The 17,502-nt window shown below is 57.5% G+C and carries 14 protein-coding genes; 5 read left to right on the forward strand and 9 right to left on the reverse strand.

What is annotated here, in order from left to right:
* Positions 1-5 precede the first annotated feature (5 nt).
* Positions 6-551: an antibiotic biosynthesis monooxygenase gene (locus K7H21_RS21990; RefSeq protein WP_004129650.1), complete on the reverse strand. Its 546-nt coding sequence runs from the start codon at positions 549-551 to the stop codon at positions 6-8.
* A 306-nt stretch (positions 552-857) separates the two neighbouring features.
* On the reverse strand, positions 858-1,499 hold the full coding sequence (locus tag K7H21_RS21995; protein WP_004129647.1) for a hydrolase: 642 nt from the start codon (positions 1,497-1,499) through the stop codon (positions 858-860).
* A 290-nt stretch (positions 1,500-1,789) separates the two neighbouring features.
* Here K7H21_RS21995 and K7H21_RS22000 point away from each other — a divergent pair, with 290 nt between their 5' ends.
* Positions 1,790-2,692, forward strand: coding sequence for a LysR family transcriptional regulator (locus tag K7H21_RS22000; RefSeq protein ID WP_004129645.1), 903 nt, complete (start codon positions 1,790-1,792; stop codon positions 2,690-2,692).
* On the opposite strand, the gene malZ is transcribed toward K7H21_RS22000, so the two are convergent.
* From malZ to phoB, 5 genes are all read right to left on the reverse strand, one after another.
* Entirely contained in the window at positions 2,689-4,506 is a 1,818-nt protein-coding gene (gene malZ / locus K7H21_RS22005; protein WP_087828310.1) for a maltodextrin glucosidase, read from the reverse strand. The two genes, K7H21_RS22000 and malZ, sit on opposite strands and share 4 nt — an antisense overlap.
* 152 nt (positions 4,507-4,658) lie before the next feature.
* Complete coding sequence (gene proY / locus K7H21_RS22010) at positions 4,659-6,029, reverse strand: proline-specific permease ProY (RefSeq protein ID WP_004129641.1); 1,371 nt, start codon at positions 6,027-6,029, stop codon at positions 4,659-4,661.
* A gap of 123 nt (positions 6,030-6,152) precedes the next feature.
* Positions 6,153-7,472 carry a branched-chain amino acid transporter carrier protein BrnQ gene (brnQ, locus tag K7H21_RS22015; protein ID WP_004129638.1) on the reverse strand — a complete coding sequence of 440 codons (1,320 nt, stop codon included), beginning with the start codon at positions 7,470-7,472 and terminating at the stop codon, positions 6,153-6,155.
* 418 nt (positions 7,473-7,890) lie between these two features.
* A complete protein-coding gene (gene phoR, locus K7H21_RS22020; protein WP_223035365.1) occupies positions 7,891-9,180 on the reverse strand; it encodes a phosphate regulon sensor histidine kinase PhoR in 1,290 nt (429 codons plus the stop codon).
* A 21-nt stretch (positions 9,181-9,201) separates the two neighbouring features.
* Entirely contained in the window at positions 9,202-9,891 is a 690-nt protein-coding gene (gene phoB / locus K7H21_RS22025) for a phosphate response regulator transcription factor PhoB (protein WP_004099401.1), read from the reverse strand.
* A 307-nt stretch (positions 9,892-10,198) separates the two neighbouring features.
* Here phoB and sbcD point away from each other — a divergent pair, with 307 nt between their 5' ends.
* From sbcD to K7H21_RS22040, 3 genes are all read left to right on the forward strand, one after another.
* Entirely contained in the window at positions 10,199-11,401 is a 1,203-nt protein-coding gene (sbcD, locus tag K7H21_RS22030) for an exonuclease subunit SbcD (protein WP_139529575.1), read from the forward strand.
* Positions 11,398-14,532: an exonuclease subunit SbcC gene (gene sbcC, locus K7H21_RS22035; protein WP_223035366.1), complete on the forward strand. Its 3,135-nt coding sequence runs from the start codon at positions 11,398-11,400 to the stop codon at positions 14,530-14,532. Before sbcD ends, sbcC begins: the two co-directional genes overlap by 4 nt.
* Positions 14,533-14,821: 289 nt before the next feature.
* The gene (locus K7H21_RS22040) at positions 14,822-15,184 is read left to right on the forward strand and encodes an NUDIX hydrolase (protein WP_223035367.1); all 363 of its coding nucleotides are present in this window, start codon (positions 14,822-14,824) and stop codon (positions 15,182-15,184) included.
* 47 nt (positions 15,185-15,231) lie between these two features.
* On the opposite strand, the gene mak is transcribed toward K7H21_RS22040, so the two are convergent.
* On the reverse strand, positions 15,232-16,137 hold the full coding sequence (gene mak, locus K7H21_RS22045) for a fructokinase (RefSeq protein ID WP_004129629.1): 906 nt from the start codon (positions 16,135-16,137) through the stop codon (positions 15,232-15,234).
* Positions 16,138-16,227: 90 nt separating this feature from the next.
* Here mak and rdgC point away from each other — a divergent pair, with 90 nt between their 5' ends.
* Positions 16,228-17,139, forward strand: a complete 912-nt coding sequence (rdgC, locus tag K7H21_RS22050) for a recombination-associated protein RdgC (RefSeq protein ID WP_004129627.1) — start codon at positions 16,228-16,230, stop codon at positions 17,137-17,139.
* 45 nt (positions 17,140-17,184) lie between these two features.
* On the opposite strand, the gene ppnP is transcribed toward rdgC, so the two are convergent.
* Positions 17,185-17,469, reverse strand: coding sequence for a pyrimidine/purine nucleoside phosphorylase (gene ppnP, locus K7H21_RS22055; protein ID WP_004129626.1), 285 nt, complete (start codon positions 17,467-17,469; stop codon positions 17,185-17,187).
* Between the last annotated feature and the right edge of the window lie 33 nt (positions 17,470-17,502).

The raw sequence follows: 17,502 nt of genomic DNA on the forward strand, positions 1-17,502 counted from the left end.
CTGGCTCAGTTTTTCTTTAACCAGCCAGCAAACAGACGGGTCACGATGGGCATCCAGAACCAGACCACCAGCGCGACCACACAGGCATCATTGATCAGATGCAGCAACAGGCTTCCCTTCAGCGAGGGCAACAGTATTCCGGTTATCGACGGCACCAGGTTAGTACTGGGGAAAATCACCAGCAGGGTGATTAAAAATTGCTTCCAGCGTCGCGGCTGGCGCACGTTCGCCGCGGGCGGCGTAAACCAGAAGGCCGGTTCAGTCCGGACTTCGGTACGATCGCCTTCGCTTAGCAGCGGCGCAATTTCCGCCACCAGCTGGCGGCGGGTCTCCGACTGGGTCCAGGCATAAAGATGCTCAATGGTGTCGAAGCGAATAATCACGCTCCATAAATTCTGCCCGGGGGCCGGACGAATGACGTTTGCGCCAAGATGGCCGGGAAACTCTGCCGCAATCGGCATAATTTTGCCCAGCCACGCTTCATACCGCTGGCCATGCTCCGGGTCGAGCACATGGCTGATCACCAGGGTCACCGATTTCTGTTGCGCCATTAAGAGTTCCTTGCTTCAGGGAATGGCGGGTTGTCCGCCGCCATTAGCTATACATGACCATACACAAAATCATTCACGCTGCGTCGAGGCGGCAAGGTTGTTCGTCCCCGGGAGCTGACATGAGTCAGTGACCGGGGCGGGCAAACCAAGCCCACAAAGAGGCAGCTGAAGGATGATGCCAATACACAAAATCATTCACGCTGCGTCGAGGCGGCAAGGTTGTTCGTCCCCGGGAGCTGACATGAGTCAGTGACCGGGGCGGGCAAACGAAGCCAACAAAGAGGCAGCTTGAAGGATGAAGTGTATTTAAGCTTTACGCTCTGGAGCGCCGTGCACCATGGTATAAGCGTAATCCACGCCCATCCCGTAGGCGCCGCTGTGCTCGCGCACCAGATCCATTACCGCGTCATAGGTCTCTTTACGCGACCAGTCGCGCTGGTACTCAAGCAGCACCTGCTGCCAGGTCACCGGCACCGCGCCGGCCTGCACCATACGGTCAATTGAGCGCTCGTGGGCATCAACCGAGGTGCCGCCGGAGGTATCGGTCACCACGTAAACTTCATAGCCTGCGTCCAGCGCCATCAGCGCCGGGAAGGTCAGGCAAACTTCCGTCCACAGCGCGGAAATAATCAATTTTTTACGCCCGGTGGCTTTTACCGCGGCCACAAAAGCCGCATCTTCCCAGGAGTTCATCGAGGTACGTTCAATGGGTTTCACATCAGGATGCACGGCCAGCAGTTCCGGCCAGATATAACCGCTGAAGCTTTTAGTTTCTACGGAAGTATAAATCACCGGAACATTAAAAATTTTGCCCGCTTTGGCTAAAGCCACCGTATTATTTTTGAGAGTCTGACGGTCAATATTGGCCACGCCAAAAGACATTTGCGGCTGGTGGTCAATAAAAATAAGCGCTGAGTTTGAGGGATCGATCAGTTCACGAATAGACATAACATATCCTGTTAATCAATGAGTTAAAAAGATACTACCGTTTCCGTTGTGCTGTCTGGATCCTGACTGATAAAGCATGATGAGTATAGTCAGTAATTTCTAACGAGTTATTAAAGATTTTTTCTGATTTATTTCCAAAGCGAAAAGTTATGGTTATTCAATTAACCATTACAAGATGCGCGAAATTATGTTTATCAAATTTTTACGGTTAACCGTTCTAAATTATTCACTGGAATTGAACAGGACGCTCCGGTAAAACGGGGGCACTCTTTTTTACCGGAAGCTGACGCATGCGCCTGAACCTTGATGTCCTGTTGATTCTCGACGCGCTGGACAAACATGGCTCTTTTGCCACCGCCGCAGAATCGCTATTTAAAACCCCTGCCGCGCTGAGCTACATGATTCAAAAGCTGGAAAACGATCTGAATATCACCCTGCTGGATCGCTCCGGACATCGGGCTAAATTTACCGATACCGGCAGAATGATGTTGGAGAAAGGCCGATTGCTGCTAAATGCCGCCAAAGATCTGGAAAAGCAGGCGGTGCAGCTCAGCGCCGGTTGGGAGCGGGATCTGGCTATCGCCCTGGATGACTCTTTCCCGTTCAGCGCGCTGCTGCCGCTGATCGACGCGTTCTATGCCCAGCACCCGCAAACCCGCCTTAACTTTACCCACCATACCCTTGCGGGCTCGTGGGAAGAGCTCACTCACAACGGCGCGGATATTATTCTCGGGGCGATCAATGAACCACCGACCTCCGCCGAATGGTCGTGGAAAATGCTCGGCGCCATGGACAATATCTTCGTCATCGCGCCGGGGCATCCGCTGGCGGAAACCACCCAACCGCTGACCAACAAGCAGCTCAGCCTGCATCGCGCGGTGGTCATCAGCGACAGCGCCCGCTACTGCCATCCGCTCAACAGTAACCTGCTCGACGAACAGCCGCAAATTCGCGTGGATGATTTCGCCAGTAAAGTCGAACTCTTGCGCGCCGGGCTGGGCTGCGGCTTTTTACCGCGCCATATTGCCCGGCCGTGGCTGGAAAAAGGCGAGCTAGTCGAAAAGGCCGTTATCTCCTGCCGTGAGAAAGATATCACCTATATGGCCTGGCGAAGCGGCAACGACGGGCTGGCCCAGCGCTGGTGGCGCGAGGCCATTTTGCAAAGTGAAAGCCTGGGCCAGCTCTACGACTAGCGGCTAAACCAGACGCTGGCGGAGATCGCCGGTAGCGTCAGCACGCCGTCGTGTAGCTCCCCGGCGCCCTCTTTCAACTGCCAGCCGTTGACGTCGAGTAGCGGCGAATCCTCTACCACTACCTCGCAGGCTTCGCCGCGGTTGATCGCCACCAGCACGCGCTGCTGCTTATAGACGCGCACGAACACCACCACGTTATCTTCGGCATAAATCGCCTGGCAGCCGCCGTAGCGCAGCGCCTGATTGGCCTTACGCAGCTTGCACATCCGCTTGTACAGGTCGAGCAGATCGCCATCCTGCAACGCCGGATCCCACGGGAACGGTTTGCGGCAAAACGGATCGTTATTGCCGTCCACGCCCACTTCGTCGCCGTAGTAAATGCACGGCACGCCCGGCCAGCTAAATAGCCACACCACCGCCAGCGGCAGGCGTGCGACATCTTTACCCAGCAGAGACTTAAAGCGGGCGGTATCGTGGCTATCGAGCTGGTTAAACATCCTCAGCTGCTGCTGGTGCGACAACCCGGCCCGATAGTTGTCCATCCACGCCATGCAGGTCTGCGCATCAATTTTCTGCGGATCGTAGGAGATATCGGTGTTCGCGAGGAAGCCCCATAGCGGGAAGGTGAAGCCGCGGTAGTTCATCGCCGAGTCTTCAACGTCAGCCTGTAGCCACTGGCGCGCGTCGCCGAAATGCTCGCCGAACACGAAAGCGTCCGACCGCTCCAGCTTCGCCGCCTGGGTAATGCCGGCGATATGGCGCAGGTTATTGCGCGCCCCGCCCCCTTCGCCCAGCATGTGTACCACGTCCAGGCGCCAGCCGTCCATGCTCCATGGCGCTTTCAGCCAATGGCGCACCACGCTATCTTCCCCGCCGTAGATTTCATCGATCAGCGTCGACGAACGGTAGTCCAGCTTCGGCAGGCTGGCGTATCCCAGCCAGTCGTGGGCAACGCCCTCGGGGGAAAAATTATACCAGTCGCGCCACGGCGAATCGGCGTTATGGCAGGCGCCGCCGCTACCGCGCTGGTGGCGGTCGAACCAGGCATGCGAATCGCCGCTATGGTTGAACACGCCATCGAGGATCAGACGCATCCCCTCTTTTTGCGTGTTGTGACGCAGGCGTAGCAGCGCCGCATCGCCGCCAAACTGCGGATCAACGCGGCGGTAATCCTCGGTATCATATTTATGCACGCTGGGAGCGACAAACACCGGGTTGAGATACAGCGCCGTGACGCCAAGCTGCTTCAGATACGGCAGCTTCTCGCTGATACCATCGAGATCGCCGCCGTAAAAGGTGGAGCCGCCCGCCTCGGCGGTTAACGGTTCATCCCACGCTTTACGCACAATATCGTGACCGGCGGCGTGGTGGTAGTAAGTTACATCCTGTTCCGCTTCGCGGGACTGGCTGCGGGCAAAACGGTCAGGGAAAATTTGATAAAACACCTGATCGGCCACCCACTGCGGCCCGCTGTCTGGCAAATCGACCGCAAACTGCTCCAGCCTCGCCGGCGGAAAGCGGTTGAATCCCTGCGGCGTGAACCACAGCTGACGATCGGCCCACAGCAGCTTGAAGCTGTAGCGCCGACGCGGCTGCCCATTGACGAGGTTGATTTCCCCGCGCCACGCCACCACGCCCGGATACGGCGCCTGCCGCAGGCGGTGCATCGGCAGCGACAGCTCTTCGTTATCCTCTTCCGCGCGTAGGGTCACCCGCGGCGGCAGATCGTCGCCGCTCAACCATAGCGTAATCATCAGTCGTTCCTGCTGTTCCTTGATAAACGGAGCAACCGGGAGGTGCCATGCCTTCAACATTGTTATTCCTCTCTTTGCAGAATGGGCACACCTTGCCACAGCGTACTGGCGTATGACTCATCATCGGCAGAATTATTGGGGGAGGATGGCGGGGGTGGAGGGATCGCTTGCCGGATAGCCTGTGCGTATCCGGCAAGAAGAGAAGCAAATGACTACGCTTTCGCCAGCTTTCGCTCGCGGCGGGTTTTAAACTGCCAGCCAATCAGCAGCAGAAGTATCCACGCAAAGCCAACGTACAGCGAGATGCGGGTATCGGGGTGGTAGCCAATCAGACCGATAATAAAGACCAGGAACAGCAGGCCAATCACCGTGGTCGTTACCCCTCCGGGTACCTTGAACTTAAGCGCCTTCGCCTCTTCCGGCGGCAGACGGCGACGGAAGGCGATCTGCGACAACAGGATCATAATCCACACCCAGACGGTGGCGAAAGTGGCCAGCGAGGCGATCACCAGGAAAACGTTCTCCGGCATAATATAGTTAAGATAGACCGCGAACAGCAGCGCGATGGTCATCACCATCACTGTCACCCACGGCACCCCGCGACGTGAGGTTTTAGCAAACATTTTCGGCGCGCTGCCCTGCTCCGCCATGCCGTGCAGCATACGCCCTACGCCAAAGACATCGGAGTTAATCGCCGATAGCGAAGCGGTCAGCACCACAAAGTTCAGGATGCTGGCGGCAAAAGTGATGCCGAGATGCTGGAAGGTTAAGACGAACGGGCTGCCGTTGGTCCCGACCTGGTTCCACGGATAGATAGACATAATTACAAACAGCGTACCCACGTAAAACACCAGAATACGCATCGGCACCGAGTTAATGGCGCGCGGTATGGATTTCTCCGGATCTTTCGCTTCGCCGGCGGTAATTCCGATAATCTCAATGCCGCCGTAGGCGAACATCACCATCTGCAGCGACATCACCATCCCCAGCCAGCCGTTGCTGAAGAAGCCGCCGTTGCTCCACAGGTTGTGGATGCCGGTCGGCTGCCCGCCGTTGCCAATACCCCAGATAATGATGCCGAAACCAGCGAGGATCATGATGATAATGGTGGCGACTTTGAAGAAGGAGAACCAGAATTCCAGCTCGCCGAAGACCTTCACGCTCATCAGGTTGACGGCGCAGATAATCAGCACCACGCTGAGCACCCAAATCCAGTGCGGTACCGCCGGGAACCAGACGCCCATATAGATGCCGAAGGCCGTGACGTCGGCGATGGCGACAATCAGAATTTCAAAACAGTAGGTCCAGCCAGTGATATAGCCCGCCAGCGGGCCAAGGTAATCCTGCGCGTAGCGCGAGAACGAACTGGCGGCCGGATTATGCACCGACATCTCGCCCAGCGCGCGCATAATAATGTAGGCCGCGACGCCGCCGATAATATAAGCCAACAGAACGCTCGGACCCGCCATTTTAATCGCGTCAGCCGAACCATAGAAAAGGCCGGTACCGATTGCCGACCCCAACGCCATAAAGCGAATATGCCGGGTACTTAGCCCGCGCTTAAGCTTGTTACTACTTTCCATCGTGTTCCATGCCGTTTTTCTCCTCTGGCCTTCGCGTGGGCAAAGCACCAGGGAGGGTGACCAAAAAAACAAAAAACCACGGGACCTGAAGTCCCGTGGTTAAACACCTGTGTAAAGCGTCGGTTAGTGCGCGCTGGAAGTCACCTGACGTCCTGCTGCGCGATCCCAGATAACGGCCAGAATCACCATCACGGCGGTTGGCATCAGCCAGGCCAGACCCTGCTCCGCCAGCGGCAGACGCGCGGTCCAGGACGGCATAATATCTGCAAACGCCGACGCTTTAATGCCGTCAATGATACCAAACATCAGGCTGATAAACATTGCCGGGGCGATAACGCGGGACGAATTATGCCACCAACCGCGGGTAAAGCTTAATACAACCAGTGCGATACACGGCGGATAGATAGCCGTCAGCACCGGAATCGAAATCTGAATCAGGTGGCTCAGACCGAGGTTGGAGACCGCCATCGAAAACAGGCCGAGGATAAAGACCAGCGTACGATAGGAGAACGGCAGGTACTGGGCGAAGAACTCCGCGCAGGCGCAGGTCAGGCCCACCGCCGTCACCAGACAGGCGATAAAGATCAGCGCCGCCAGCATAAAGCTTCCCGCGCCGCCGAAAGTATGCTGAACGTAAGCATGGAGAATCGCCGCGCCGTTAGCGGATTGCTCAACCAGCGTGCCGCTATCTGAACCTAAACGGAACAGCGCCAGGTACAGCAGCGTCAAGCCCACGCCGGCCATCAGGCCAGCCCACACGGTGTAGCGGGTCAGCAGGCGGGCTTCGGTCACGCCGCGGGAACGCGCGGCGTTGACAATCACGATGCCAAAGACCATCGCGCCCAGGGTATCCATAGTCAGATAGCCGTTGACGAAACCGTTAGAGAACGGCGCGGTGCGGTAGGCTTCCATCGCGTGGCTCAGCGGACCGGCAGGCCAGACGATCGCCGCAACGGCAAGAATAATCAGGGCGATAATTTTCAGCGGCGCGAGGAAATTCCCCACGGTGTCCAGCAGCTTGCCCGGATAGAGCGAAACGAGGATCACCAGCGCAAAATAGATAACGCTATAAATCAGCAGCGGCAGCGGACCGTCGCCGGTCAGCGGCGCAATCCCCACTTCAAAAGAGACGGTGGCGGTGCGCGGAGTCGCGAACAGCGGCCCAACGGCAAGATAGCAGACCACCGCCAGCAGAATACCGGCGACTTTACCAATCGGCGTGCTCAGGCTCTCTACGCCGCCGCCGACCTTAGCCAACGCCACGACCGTTAGCACCGGCAGACCCACGGCGGTAATCAGAAAGCCAATAGCCGCGGTCCAGACGTGCTCGCCGGCCTGTAAGCCAACCATCGGAGGAAAGATAATATTGCCTGCGCCGACGAACAGCGCGAAGGTCATAAAGCCCAACGCAATGATGTCGCGAGATTTTAACTGATGGGTCATAAATTCATTACAGCCTGTGGATGTGGTGTTGTAAAAACGGATTAATACCGCGCCTTTCCCCTGGGGATGATACAGCGGCCATTGTCAGTAAACTCAGCGGGATATGCTCCCAAAGCGGCGTGGAAAAGAATTGTTTTTTGTATTACCACGCAAAAACAGTCTGTCTGCGACCGTAGGGGGGCAATTTAAACGCTTATAACGTTTTAAAGCAAGGAGGGATCGCAAAAGCAGATGATTATGCTAACTCTATTTTAATGAATAGCATCATTAGCCAGAATGATAGAAAACATCTGGCTTATCATGCGAACAAAAAAGCAGCTAATGCTCGTTAATTATGCAGCTGTGATGGCGCTGCAAACGAAAATGACCAGCCGAAGCTGGTCATTGGCAAGGAATGCTGACACTCACCCATCCGGGTTTAATTTTTGGCAATTAAACGTTCCGGTAATAAGAAGCTAAAGCGGGTGCCTTTGCCGACCGCGCTCTCGATCTCAAGGCGGCTATCGTGATGGCTGACGGCATGTTTAACAATCGCCAGTCCGAGACCGCTGCCGCCAGTTTGCCGCGAGCGCGCTTTATCCACCCGGTAGAAACGTTCGGTCAGCCGCGGAATATGCTCCGGCGCGATCCCCGGCCCGTTATCCTCGACGCTAAACAACGCGCCGTGCGGCGCCCGCTGCCAGGTTACGGTAATCTCCGTTCCCGCTGGCGTATGGTTGACCGCGTTATACACCAGGTTGGAAATCGCGCTGCGCAGCTGTTCTTCATTGCCCAGCACTTTAAGCGAGTCATCGACCGAAAAATGCAGCTCATGCTTCTGCTGGCTTAGCGTTTGCGCCTCGCGCTCGACGACCCGCAGCATCATCGGCACGTCGATTTTATCGTTCATCGCCAGTACCGGCGCGGCTTCAATGCGCGACAGCGTCAGCAACTGCTTCACCAGGCCTTCCATACGCTGGGTTTGTTCGCGCATGGTGTGTAACGCTTTTTCGCGCGTTCCACCTTCCAGCACCTGCTCCTGCATCATCTCCAGATACCCCTGCAACACCGTCAGCGGCGTGCGCAGTTCATGGCTAACGTTGGCGAAAAAGTTACGCCGCGCCCCTTCCAGCTGGTGCATCTGCGTGACATCGCGCGCCACCATCAGCAGCTGTTTGTCGCTATAGGGCATCATACGAATTTCCAGATGGCGGCCATTATTCAGCACCAGATTGAGCGGCCTGGAGAAGTCGCGGTATTTCATGTAATTAGCAAATTCAGGATAGCGCAGAAGGTTGAGGATATTCTGCCCGTTATCGTCGGGCCAGCGCAGATTAAGGATCTGCTGGGCCAGGCCGTTACACCAGAACATCGCGCCTTCTTCGGTGGTCAGCACCACCGCGTCCGGCAGAGACTCCGCCCCGCTGCGAAAGCGTTTAATCAGGCTTCCCAGCTCACGGCGGCGCTTTTTATTACGCATTTGCATCTGGTGCAGACCGTACAGCAGGGGTTCCCAACTGCCGCTACCCGGCGGCGGCGTCATGCTGCGGTCGACCCACAGCCACCACGACAGGCGCATCAGATTCCAGAAATGCCAGATAAGAAGGCCGGTCACTGCCGCCAATAAAAACCACGGCAGATGACCTACAAACGCCCCGAGGATCAGGGCCGGGATACAACATAAGAAAAGCTCAAGCGCCAGCCTTTTCCATGACAGCCGTTCCAGCACGGTTCACACTCCTGTCAGCATTCAGAAACGGGCGGAGAAACGATATCCCGTACCGCGAACCGTTTGTACCATCCGGTCATGGCCGCTATGTTCCAGCGCTTTGCGCAGACGGCGTATATGCACGTCTACCGTTCTGTCTTCTACATAAACGTTGGTGCCCCAGACGTGATTCAGCAGCTGTTCGCGGCTATAGACCCGCTCCGGATGCGTCATGAAGAAGTGTAATAATTTAAATTCCGTCGGCCCCATATCCAGCGGATTTTCGCCGGTCATCACGCGATGTGAAGAAGGGTCGAGGCTCAGGCCCTGCATTTCAATCACCTCTTCCACCGCCATCGGCGAGATTCGCCGCATCACGGCTTTAATGCGCGCCACCAGCTCTTTCGGGGAAAATGGCTTGGTAATGTAATCATCCGCACCGGTTTCCAGGCCGCGGACGCGATCTTCTTCTTCGCCGCGGGCGGTAAGCATCACCACTGGAATATCACGGGTCATCGCTTCACGCTTGAGCTGTTTAATAAACTGCAGACCCGACCCACCCGGCAGCATCCAGTCAAGGAGGATTAAATCAGGCCAGGGTTCATTGAGCTGATTGACCGCGCTGTCAAAATCTTCCGCCTCGACGGGCTGAAAGCCGTTTTGCTCCAGAACAAAGCAAACCATTTCGCGGATTGGAGCTTCATCTTCAACGACCAGAATTCTTCTCGCCATTATTTACCCTGTATTTTTTAGCCATCAGTATAGAAGTGCGCGGCCATTATGCGTCAGATTTATGACAGATTTATGAAAAAAATGACCGCCAGATGAACGCGGATTTCGAATTGTGACACGGACTTAACTCACCGAAGAACAGCATTATCCCCTCAATAATTCACGTGGCTTAATGGCGGCAAGGGCGTCAGTCCCCACACCCCCTGGTAACCAGGTGGCTGGGGTGAGCGCACGTAGCCAACACATAAGCAACTTGACGTATGACGGGTATATAATGCCGCTTACGCTTTTTCGCTATGGAACAACTATGCGCATCCTTCACACCTCTGACTGGCATCTCGGGCAAAATTTTTACAGCAAAAGTCGCGCCGCCGAACATCAGGCGTTTCTCGACTGGCTGCTGGCCAGCGCGCAGGAGCATGATGTTGACGCCATTATTGTCGCGGGCGATATTTTTGATACCGGCTCGCCGCCGAGCTACGCGCGCGAGCTGTATAACCGCTTTGTCGTTCAGCTGCAGCAGACCGGCTGTCGGCTGGTGGTGCTGGCGGGAAACCACGACTCGGTCGCTACCCTCAACGAGTCGCGCGACATTCTTGCGTTCCTTAAAACCACGGTGGTGGCCAATGCCGGCCACGCGCCCTTTATTCTGCCGTTACGCGACGGTACCCCGGGGGCGGTTTTTTGCCCGGTACCGTTCCTGCGTCCTCGTGAGCTGGTGACCAGCCAGGCCGGGCACTCCAGCGGCGAGAAGCAACAGCAGTTACTCAATGCCATCAGCGACTACTACCAACAGCAATACCAGCAGGCCTGCGAACTGCGCGGCAACCAGGCGCTGCCGATTATCGCCAGCGGCCATTTAACCACCGTCGGCGCCAGCAAAAGCGACGCGGTCCGCGAAATTTATATCGGTACCCTCGACGCCTTCCCGGCGAACCGCTTTCCGCCTGCCGACTATATCGCGCTCGGCCATATTCACCGGGCGCAGGTGGTCGGCGGCTGCGAGCATATTCGCTACAGTGGCTCCCCAATTGCGCTGAGCTTTGACGAGACCGGGAAAAGCAAAAGCGTCAATCTGGTGACCTTTAGCGCTGGCCGCCTGGCGGACGTCACGCCGCTGATCGTGCCCATCACCCAGCCTCTGGCGGTCTTAAAGGGCGATTTCGCCAGCGTTAGCGCTCAGCTGAACCAATGGCAGAATAACGGCCAGCGGTCCGCGGCATGGCTGGATATCGAAATCACCAGCGATGAATATATGCATGATATACAAAGGAAAATCCAGGCCCAGACCGAAACACTGCCGGTAGAAGTGTTGCTGGTGCGCCGCAGCCGCAGCCAGCGCGATCGCATTCTGGCGGGCGTTCAGCGGGTCACCCTCAGCGAGCTGCAGGTCGAGGAGGTCTTCGCCCGCCGTCTGGCGCTGGAAACGCTGGAAGAGGCGCAGCAGCAGCGCCTGGAACAGCTCTTTAATGAAACGCTGCATAGTCTCAACGGTGAGGATCGCCTGTGAAAATTCTCAGCTTACGCCTGAAAAACCTCAACTCACTCAAAGGCGAATGGAAAATTGATTTCTCCGCTGAGCCATTTGCCAGCAACGGATTGTTCGCGATTACCGGGCCAACCGGCGCCGGCAAGACCACCCTGCTGGACGCTATCTGCCTCGCGCTTTATCACGAAACGCCGCGCCTGAGCAGCGTGTCGCAATCGCAAAACGATCTGATGACCCGCGACACCGCCGAATGTCTGGCGGAAGTGGAGTTCGAGGTCAAAGGCATCGCCTACCGCGCCTTCTGGAGCCAGAACCGGGCGCGAAACCAGCCGGACGGCAATTTACAGGTTCCGCGCGTCGAGCTGGCGCGCTGCGAGGACGGTAAAATCCTCGCCGATAAGGTCAAAGATAAGCTGGAACTGACCGCCTCGCTCACCGGTCTGGACTATGGCCGCTTCACCCGCTCAATGCTGCTGTCGCAGGGGCAGTTCGCCGCCTTCCTCAACGCCAAACCGAAGGAGCGCGCCGAGCTGCTGGAAGAGCTCACCGGGACCGAAATTTACGGACAGATTTCCGCCCAGGTCTTTGAAAAACATAAGCAGGCCCGCGTTGAGCTGGAAAAAATCCAGGCGCAGGCCTCCGGCGTCCTGCTGCTGAGCGAGGAGCAACAGCAGGCGCTTCAGCAAAGTTTGCAAGCGCTTACTGCTGAAGAAAAACAGCAGGTTAGCGAACAAACCCGGTTGCAAAATGCCCGTCAGTGGCAAATACGCCGTGAAGAACTGACGGCAGAAGATCTGCAGGCTCAAACCGCGCTACGCGAAGCGCAATCTGCGCTGGAGCAGGTCCAGCCGCAGCTTAGCGCGCTGTTAAATTCCCAGCCGGCGGAGCGTTTGCGCCCGCAGTGGACGCGTCAGCAGGAGCAAACCGCCGCGCTGGCGCAAACCCGCAGCCAGAGAGAAGAAGTAAATACTCGCTTACATGAACGATTGCGGCTGCGGGCGGGTATTCGCCTCGCCGCCCGGCAGCAGTCTGAGCAACTTCACAGCCGTCAACAAGCGTTGTCCGCATGGCTTAAAGAGCATGACCGCTTTCAGCTCTGGGGCAACGCGCTGGCGGGCTGGCGGGCCGCTTTCCAGCAGCAGGCTCGCGATACGCAGCAGCAATCCGCGGTCCAACAGCGCCTGGCGGAAACCCACCGCAGGCTGGGCGAACTGCCGGCCGCCGGGCTGACGCTGGATGCCGAACAGGTTAGCGCCGGACTCGCGCAGCACGCTGCGGCCCGCGCTCTGCGTCAGCAGCTCGCTGCGCTGCATGGTCAGCTGCAGCCGCTGGCCCAGCGGTTATCGCAGCTTGATGCCGCCGGGCAGGCCAGTAAGCAGGAGCAGGAACGGCTGGAAGCCACCCTGGCTCAGCGCCGTCAGGCCTATAAAGAAAAGAATCAGCAGTTCAGCGATGTGAAAGCCCTTTGCGAAATGGAAGCCCGCATTGCCGGGCTTGAGGCGGAGCGAGCCCGCCTGCAGCCTGGCTCACCCTGTCCGCTCTGCGGTTCCGCGCAGCATCCGGCCATCGCCGAATATCAGGCGCTGGTTCCCGGCGTAAACCAGGCGCGGCGCGATGCGCTGGAGCGCGAAGTTAAGCAGCTGGCGGAGGCCGGAGCGCAGGCGCGCGGCGAGCTTGACGCTCTGATCAAGCAGCAGCAAAAAGAGGTCGCTGAGAAAGCATCGCTTCTGCAGCAGGAGCAAGCGCTTACATCACGCTGGCATGAGACCATCACCGGATTAAATATCGACCTGACGCCAAAGGATGACATTCCGGGCTGGCTAAACGCGCAACAGGAGCATGAACAGCGGCTGTATCAGCATCAGCAGCGTCTGGCCTGGCAGGCTCAGCAGCAGGAGTGCCAGCAGCAGCTCCAGCAGCTACAGCGGGAACAAGCGCAGCGCAGCGCCGCGCTGGCGACGGAGCTGAGCGCATTTGCGCTGGACTTACCGGCTGTCGGGCAGGCCGCTGGCTGGCTGGCGCAGCGGGAAGAAGAGACCCGCGGCTGGCAGGCCAAACAGAATGAACTGCTCGCCCTTCAGGAACAGATCCAACAGCTGGCTCCGCTACTGGAGGCTTTGCCGGAAACGGAATTAGCGGCGGAACCCGCGCTGCTGGACGGCTGGCGTCAGGTCCATGACGACTGCCTCGCACTCCAGAGCCAGTGGCAAACCCTGGGGCAGCAGGAAAGCCAGCAGCAGGCACAGCTGAAAGAGAGCGAAGCGCAGTTCAGCGCAGCGCTGGCCGCCAGCCCGTTCGCCGATCGGCAGGCGTTTCTCGCCGCTCTGCTCGATGAAGAGACGCGCCAGGGCCTTGAACGCCTGAAGCAGACGTTGGAAAGCGCGCTCCAGCAGAATCAGGCGCTGGCGCTGCGAGCCCGCGAGGCGCTGGTGAACCACAGCCAGCAGCCGCCGACGGACATGGACATCGACCAGCCGCCTGAACAGCTACAAGAAAAGCTTCAGCAACTGACCGCGCTGCTGCGGGAAAACAGCGCCCGCCAGGGAGAGATTCGCCAGCAGCTGAAGCAGAATGCCGAAAACCAGCAGCGTCAGCAGTCGTTACGCCAGCAGATGGAACACGCGGCCCGGGAAGTGGAAGACTGGGGGTGGCTGAACTCGCTTATCGGCTCCAGAGAGGGCGACAAATTCCGTAAGTTTGCGCAAGGGCTGACGCTGGATAACCTGGTATGGCTGGCCAACCATCAGCTTAACCGCCTGCACGGCCGCTATCTGCTGCAACGCAAAGCCAGCGACGCGCTGGAGCTGGAGGTGGTCGATACCTGGCAAGCAGACGCGGTGCGCGATACCCGGACGCTTTCCGGCGGCGAGAGCTTCCTCGTGAGCCTCGCGCTGGCGCTGGCGCTCTCCGATCTGGTGAGCCATAAGACGCGGATAGACTCGCTGTTCCTCGATGAGGGTTTCGGCACGCTGGACAGCGAAACCCTGGATACCGCGCTGGATGCGCTGGACGCGCTTAACGCCAGCGGCAAGATTATCGGCGTCATCAGCCACGTTGAGGCGATGAAAGAGCGCATTCCTGTGCAAATTAAAGTTAAAAAAATCAACGGGCTAGGCTATAGCCGCCTCGATAAAGCTTTCGCCGTTGAGTAATTCCCTCCCTCCGCTCCTTACCTGAAGATCTCTCCCCGCCGGGAGAGATCGCCGCCTCCTGAGAAATGACGTGCTTCCAGCTGCCCGGCGCAGTAATCATTGCCAAACAATTCACGAATAATCTTGATTATGCACGAAAGTGCATGATAGTTTATCTGTTAACCTACAAACGGCCATTTTCATTTATTTTCGTGCAAACTCATGCATCGGAAATTGTCTATGACGGAACGTACAACGGGAAGGAAGCCTTCAATAGCATTCCCATTCACGCATCAAGAAGGTCTTAAATATGCAAAGTTTACTTATTTTGATCGCCGGCCCGGTACGCAGCGGCACCGACAATCGCGCGGAACTTATCGAGGCTAATCTGCACAATATGGCCCAGGTTGCGCTACGCGTTTACCAGAAAGGGCATATTCCCGTGGTCGGCGAATGGCTGGCGTTACCCGTTGCTAAAGCGGCGTGCTCCAAAGAAATTGGCGATGCGATTAGCGAAGAGTATCTCTACCCCGTCGCTCACCGTTTAATTAGCCGCTGCGATGCAATTTTGCGCATACCGGGCGAATCCCGGGGAGCGGACCTGGATATTGAGGAGGGTAAAAAAAGGGGATTGTCGATTTACTACGGCCTGGAGGAGATCCCGGAGCGGTAATCAACCGCTACCCGCTGCGCCGTTCAGGCCGCGCAGCGGGTTGATGATTACAGCGGCCACAGCCAGGCGGCGCCGCGTACGCCGCTGGAATCGCCGTGGGCCGCTTTGCGAATCGGCGTCTCGCATTCGCCGCCAAAGACCCACGGTTTTAGCAGATTCGGCACCGTCTGATACAGCCGGTCAACGTTGCTCATTCCGCCGCCAAGCACAATAACGTCCGGGTCGAGGATGTTGATCACGTGCGCCAACGACTTCGCCAGCCGCATCTCATAGCGGCTCAGCGCCAGTTCCGCCAGCGGATCCCGTTCGCCGACGCGCTGCATAATCTCGCTGCCTTTCAGCGGATGCCCGCTCAACCGACGGTAATCGGTAGCAAAGCCGGTGCCGGAGATAAAGGTTTCAATGCAGCCCTGCTTGCCGCAGTAGCACGGCACTTCAGCGCGATAGCGCAGTTCGTCTTCATCCATCCACGGCAGCGGATTATGCCCCCACTCGCCCGCCGTACCGTTGCCGCCTATGTGGGCGCGTCCGTTAAGCGCCACCCCAGAACCGCAGCCGGTGCCAATAATCACCGCAAACACCGTTTGCGCCCCGGCCGCCGCGCCGTCTACCGCTTCCGACACCGCGAGGCAGTTGGCATCGTTGGCCAGACGCACTTCCCGTTGTAGACGCTGGCTCAGGTCTTTATCAAACGGCTGACCGTTGAGCCAGGTTGAATTAGCGTTTTTGACCACGCCGGTATAGGGCGAAATCGACCCGGGGATGCCGATGCCAACCGTGCCGCTCTGCCCGGTGGCCTGCTCGGCCATCTCAACCAGCGAGGCAATTGTCTCTATCGTCTGGCAATAATCGCCCCCTGGCGTAGGCAGGCGATGACGAAATAGCTGCTCTCCCTGGTCGCTCAGCGCGATGACTTCCGTTTTGGTCCCGCCTAAATCAATGCCAATGCGCACCGTGAATTCCTCCCCCGATTAACAATGCAAGCATAGCGACAATTCGCTATCATGCCCGCTGGATTTAACGACTAAGCCGTGGAAATTATCATGCTGTGGTTCAAAAATTTAATGGTTTATCGTCTCAGCCGCGACATTTCCCTGCGCGCCGAGGAGATGGAAAAACAGCTGGCCGAGCTGACCTTTACCCCTTGCGGCAGCCAGGATATGGCCAAAACCGGTTGGGTACCGCCGATGGGATCGCACAGCGACGCGTTGACGCATACGTCAAACGGCCAGATCGTTATCTGCGCGCGTAAAGAAGAGAAGATCCTGCCGTCTCCGGTGATCAAACAGGCGCTGGAAGCAAAGATTTTCAAGCTGGAAGCCGAGCAGGGCCGCAAGCTGAAAAAGACCGAAAAAGATTCGCTGAAAGATGAGGTTCTGCACTCTCTGCTGCCGCGCGCCTTCAGCCGCTTCAGCCAGACTATGATGTGGATCGATACCGTCAACGGACTGATCATGGTGGACTGCGCGAGCGCCAAAAAAGCGGAAGATACCCTGGCGCTACTGCGTAAAACCCTCGGCTCGCTGCCGGTGGTCCCGCTGGCGCTGGAAACCCCGATCGAACTGACGCTAACCGAGTGGGTGCGCTCCGGTACCGTTGCCCAGGGCTTCCAGCTACTGGACGAAGCCGAGCTAAAAGCGATGTTGGAAGACGGTGGCGTGATCCGCGCGAAAAAACAGGATCTGGTCAGCGACGAGATCGCCGTGCACATTGAAGCCGGTAAGGTCGTGACCAAGCTGGCGCTCGACTGGCAGCAGCGCATTCAGTTCTTAATGTGCGATGATGGTTCGATTAAACGCCTGAAGTTCTGCGACGAACTGCGGGACCAGAATGAAGATATCGATCGGGAAGATTTCGCTCAGCGTTTTGATGCGGACTTTATTCTGATGACCGGCGAACTGGCCGCGCTGATACAGAATCTGGTGGAAGGGTTAGGCGGCGAAGCGCAGCGCTAATCTGGCGGTAAATTCCTTCCTGCCAGCGCAGGAAGGAAGCTGACTTTACAGGTAGCGGCAAAGATAAGACGTCGGCTCAGCCACCTGCAAATGAAACTCGCTATTCCCCGGAACGTTGAATACTTCCCCGGCGGCGTAGACTTTCCACTCGGTTTCCCCCGGCAGAAGTACGTTCAGCGCGCCGCTGACTACGCTCATCTCTTCTGGCTGCGCGGTGCCAAAGGTATATTCCCCTTCCGCCATCACGCCCACGCTCGCACGGCCGGTGCTGCTGCTGGTGAAGCCGATAGATTTTACTTTTCCGTCAAAGTATTCATTGCTTTGAAGCATAAACTCGCCCTTATGATCTTGTGTTGAAGGCAC

Origin of the sequence: Klebsiella sp. CTHL.F3a (assembly GCF_019890895.1) — a bacterium.
GTDB classification, from domain to species: domain Bacteria; phylum Pseudomonadota; class Gammaproteobacteria; order Enterobacterales; family Enterobacteriaceae; genus Klebsiella; species Klebsiella grimontii.